The following is a 4,824-nucleotide window of genomic DNA, read 5'->3' as shown; positions in this document are numbered from 1 at the left end:
CTTGTGGCGGCGGAATCGGAGGACGCAGCCTGATGCAGATGGGCACCGAGGACTGTGTGCGGATCGTAATACCGGCCCTCCGCGACGGCGGACAACACGTCCGGCGGGACGGCAATCGGGGCAGTCTCCCGCGTGCTGGTTTTCTTCTCAGTCACTGGTTCACCTCTTCAGTTCCATGGCCATCCGTTTTCCCGTGGTCTGCGGCGGCCATATTATCGACGACGGCGCCGCGGTCCCCGAGTGCCTCCCGCACCCCGGAAACCGGGACGCTGAGCCAGTCCGGTCTGTTCCGTAATTCGTAGACGACTTCATACAGCGCCTTGTCGAGCCACAACGCCACGAAAAGAGGCGAAGTCGTATCCAGCGGTTCGCCGGTTTCCTGCTGGTAGCCCGCGATAAAGGCGCGGCTGCAGTCAATCGACCACTGCCGGGCCCCAGCCGCCCGCTCCTGCCTGCCGTCGTCGCGTCCGTCGCCAGCTCCGCTGTCGCCATGCATCACGACGCCGGCTACGTATTCGAAGGAACGCAGCATGCCGACCACATCCCGCAGTGGCACATCCGCCAGCGAACGCTCTGCAGCCGTCCGGAGGGGTTCACCTTCAAAGTCGAGGATGACCCAGCCGCGGCGTTCGGAATGCAGGACCTGGCCCAGGTGGTAATCCCCGTGGATGCGCTGCAGTGGTGGAAGAGATTCCAATGCGCGGAGTGCGTCAATCTGCCGGTTCAGCTGCTCATCGTATGGCCCGACGGCCGAGCCTGCTTCCCGCCAGGCCCAGCTGATACGGCCGATAATGCCTTCGACGAATTGGTTTCGTTCATCAGGGCTCGCGGCCCGGGTACCGAAAGCCTTACCCAAGCTGAGGTGCACCTGCGCGGTGGCCCGGCCCAGGCCTTCGGCTTGCTCGGTGTAGTCCTCGCCATTCAGCGCGGCGCGGCAGGCCAGGCGCCAGGCGTCCTGGCTGCCGCCGATGAACTCACGGAGCACGCTGAGCTGCCCCTCAACGAGTGCCCCGGACGGTTCGCCATTGACGAATTCACCAACCGGATCATGCCACCGGCCGGCCACCCAGCCGTAGGTGGCCGGGACTTCTTCGCAACCGGCCGCGGTCAGTCCCGCGCCGACTTCCACATCCGGATTGACTCCGGCGGAGAGCACCCGGAAAAACTTGACGATGGACGGCATCGTGTCGTCCTGAATGACGGCAGACGTGTTGGATTGTTCGCCGGTCAGCACCTTCGACTTCGCCGGCCCGGCCTGCGGCGTGTGGTTGGTGAACTGCGGGACGCCGTCACCGCTGGCCCTGCCGTCACTGGTAGTAGACCGGGTACGCATCAGTTCCAGCCATGCGGCAACGAAGACTGGATCGTGAGCCCCGTCGTAGATCCAGCGCCTTCCGGATCCGCCGCCCGGCTCGGAAGCTGAACCGTAGGAACCGCCGTCGCCGTCGTCCCCGCGGCTGTGCACCGCCTCTCCGACCAGACCGTTCTCCGCGCCCTCGAGCGGCGCGCTGCGGTAACTCAAGGGAACGTTGATGACGTCCACGCGTTCACCGCTGTCAACGGCAATCAGGTGAACCTCCAACCCGACCTCGCCCGCCGGGTCCTGCAGCCGGATGCCTCCGACCCTGCGCAGGCTCACAGGCACTCCCTTGGCCGGATACCAGCGCTGGCCGGGCAGCCAGGAACGCAGTAGTTCGGGAAGCGGCGGCTGGAGTTGGTTCACGAAGCTGTGCCTCCCGGTTGCTGGATGATCGGCATCGCCGTCGTCTCCGGGGCGGCGGGATTTGCATGGTCAGCCCTGATCCGGAGCCAGAAGAAGTCGTGGCTGCCCATGGTGAACGTGATGCGGCCATCGTCACCGATTGGCGGGAAAGGAGTGCCGCCGAACAAATCGCGCAGGCCCCGGCCGGCATAGCCGGACAGATCGAGCGTCGACGACACCGGATTCTGCGAGAGGTTGAAGACGCACAGGATGGTCTCCGCCGGTTCGCTGGCGACATTGTGGTCCGGCATATCCCGCAGGAACGCGAGCACCGATTCCGCGTCCGTTTCCACGTTCCGGTAGGAGCCGAGCCCGAAGGTGGGATGAGCCTTGCGGATACTGAGCATTTGGCGGATCCAGTGCAGCAGCGAACCCGAATGCGCGAGCTGGGCTTCGACGTTGCTGTGATTGTAGTGATAGACCAGCGACTGCACGACCGGCAGGTACAACTTGCCCGGATCGGCTTGGGAGAAGCCGGCGTTGCGGTCCGGGTTCCACTGCATCGGAGTACGGACAGCATCCCTGTCCTCGAGCCAGATGTTGTCGCCCATACCTATTTCGTCGCCGTAGTAAAGGAACGGGCTTCCGGGCATGGACAGCAGCAGGGCATGGATGAGTTCAAGTTCCGCCCGGGAGTTATCCAGGAGTGGCGCGAGCCGGCGCCGGATACCGATATTGGCCCGCATCCGTGAGTCGGGGGCGTACCAGCCGAGCATCGCCTCGCGCTCCTCGGTGGTGACCATTTCGAGGGTCAGCTCGTCGTGGTTGCGCAGGAAGGTTCCCCATTGCGCGCCCTCCGGAATGGCGGGCGTATCCTTCATCGCCTGGACGATCGGAGCGGCCACCTGATCCCGGAGCGAGTAGAAGATCCGCGGCATAATCGGGAAGTGGAAGCACATGTGGCATTCGGGGCCATCTTCGTTCCCGAAATACTCGACCACCTCATGCGGCATCTGGTTAGCCTCGGCGATGATCACCCGGCCGGGATAGTCCTCGTCCACCATGGCGCGCAGTTTCTTCAGGAAGTCATGCGTGGCGGGAAGATTCTCGCAGTTCGTGCCTTCCTCTTCGAAGAGGTACGGGATGGCGTCCGCGCGGAAGCCGTCAATGCCTTGATCCAACCAGAAGCGGGCGACGTCGAACACCGCCTTCTGCACGGCGGGGTTCTCGAAGTTCAGGTCCGGCTGGTGGCTGAAGAACCGGTGCCAGTAGAACTGCCGGCGGACGGGGTCGAAGGCCCAGTTGGACTCTTCCGTATCGACGAAGATGATGCGGGCGTCCTCGTACCGCTCGTCCGTGTCGCTCCAGACGTAGAAGTCACCGAACGGGCCGTCCGGATCATGGCGCGATGCCTCGAACCATTCGTGCTTGTCCGAGGTGTGGTTGATCGGCAGGTCGGTGATGACCCGCAGTCCACGCGCATGGGCCTCTGAGACCAGGCGTTTGAAATCGCTGATGGTGCCGAACTCATCCAGGACCGAGTAGTAGTCCGAAATGTCGTAGCCGCCGTCGCGGAGCGGGGATTCATAGAACGGCGGAACCCACAAACAGTCGATGCCGAGCCATTGCAGGTAGTCGAGCCGCTCGATCAAGCCGGAGAAGTCGCCGGATCCGTCACCGTTGGCGTCGGCGAAGCCGCGGACCAGAACCTCGTAGAAGACAGCCTTCCGGTACCAGTGCGGGTCATGCTGAAGCCCTGGGGCGTGCAGTTGGAACTGCGGAGCCAAGGTCATGCCTGCCTCCTCACATGCAGAATGTGCGCGGGTTCAACATGGGCGTCAAGCCGGACGTAATTGTCCGCTCCCCACTGCCAACTGTCGGCGGTGATCAAGTCATCAACCCGGTAGGTGCCATCGGGTGTCAGGTCGGATGGGTCGAGCTCAAGGGCCCGCAGATCCAGACTCACCGTCGCTTCCCGTGCGCTGTGCGGATCAAGATTTACGACGACGATAATAGTGTCCTTCTCAGTGCCCTCCGGTGAGGACACGTTCTTGTGCTTGGAAAAGACCAGCGTGGCATCATCCGTACTGGCGTGGATAGTGAGGTTCCCCAAATCGTGCAGGCTGGGATGCATACGGCGGATATCGTTGAGCCGCTTCAGGTAGGGCGCAAGCGAACGTCCGTGTTCCTCCGCGGCCGCAAAATCACGCGGACGGTACTCGAACTTCTCGTTGTCGATATACTCCTCCGCGCCCGGCCGGGCCACATGCTCGTACAGCTCGTAGCCGGAATAAACACCCCATAGCGGGCTGGCCATGGCAGCCAGCACGGCCCGGATCTTGAAGCCCGGAGGCCCGCCGAACTGCAGGTATTCGGTCAGGATATCCGGGGTGTTGACGAAGAAGTTCGGCCGGAAGAACGCGGCGGTTTCGCGGCTGACCTCAGTGAAGTACTCCGCCAGCTCGGTTTTGGTGTTGCGCCAGGTGAAGTAGCTGTAGGACTGCTGGAAACCGGCTCGGCCCAGTGCGTGCATCATCGGCGGCCGGGTAAAGGCCTCGGCCAGGAACACCACATCCGGATCTTTGCGGTTCACCTCGGCGATCAACCACTCCCAGAACCAGACCGGTTTGGTGTGCGGATTATCCACCCGGAAGATTTTGACCCCGTGGCTGACCCACAACCGGACAATCCGGAGCACTTCGATGCACAGGCCCTCCGGATCGTTGTCAAAATTCATTGGATAGATGTCCTGGTACTTCTTGGGCGGGTTCTCCGCATAGGCGATGCTGCCGTCCACGCGGGTGGTGAACCACTCGGGATGCGACGACACCCAGGGGTGGTCCGGTGCCGCCTGCAGTGCCAGGTCGAGAGCTACTTCCAGGCCATGTTCGGCGGCGCGGGCCACGAAGGCGTCGAAATCGTCGAACGTTCCGAGGTCCGGGTGGATCGCGTCGTGTCCGCCTTCCCCGGAGCCGATGGCCCACGGCGAACCGGGGTCATGCTCGGTGGCGACCAGAGTGTTGTTCGGGCCTTTGCGGTGCGTGCGGCCGATCGGATGGATCGGCGGCAGGTACACGACGTCGAACCCCATGTCGGCGACCGCTTCAAGCCGGCTTGCCGCC

General features: G+C 63.4%; 2 protein-coding genes and 1 pseudogene. All 3 read right to left on the bottom strand.

The features are described 5' to 3' along the window. Positions 1-151 precede the first annotated feature (151 nt). The gene (locus tag Y707_RS25990) at positions 152-1,723 is read right to left on the bottom strand and encodes a maltokinase N-terminal cap-like domain-containing protein (RefSeq protein WP_051441996.1); all 1,572 of its coding nucleotides are present in this window, start codon (positions 1,721-1,723) and stop codon (positions 152-154) included. Then, positions 1,720-3,495: a maltose alpha-D-glucosyltransferase gene (treS, locus tag Y707_RS0113535; RefSeq protein ID WP_026535490.1), complete on the bottom strand. Its 1,776-nt coding sequence runs from the start codon at positions 3,493-3,495 to the stop codon at positions 1,720-1,722. Before treS ends, Y707_RS25990 begins: the two co-directional genes overlap by 4 nt. Next, positions 3,492-4,824: pseudogene (locus Y707_RS25985) on the bottom strand (alpha-1,4-glucan--maltose-1-phosphate maltosyltransferase); the annotation flags it as partial. The gene treS and the pseudogene Y707_RS25985, both read right to left, overlap by 4 nt.

Origin of the sequence: Arthrobacter sp. H14 (genome assembly GCF_000520495.1) — a bacterium.
Classification (GTDB): Bacteria; Actinomycetota; Actinomycetes; order Actinomycetales; family Micrococcaceae; genus Arthrobacter_C.
This window is presented reverse-complemented; position numbering and strand designations above follow the sequence as displayed.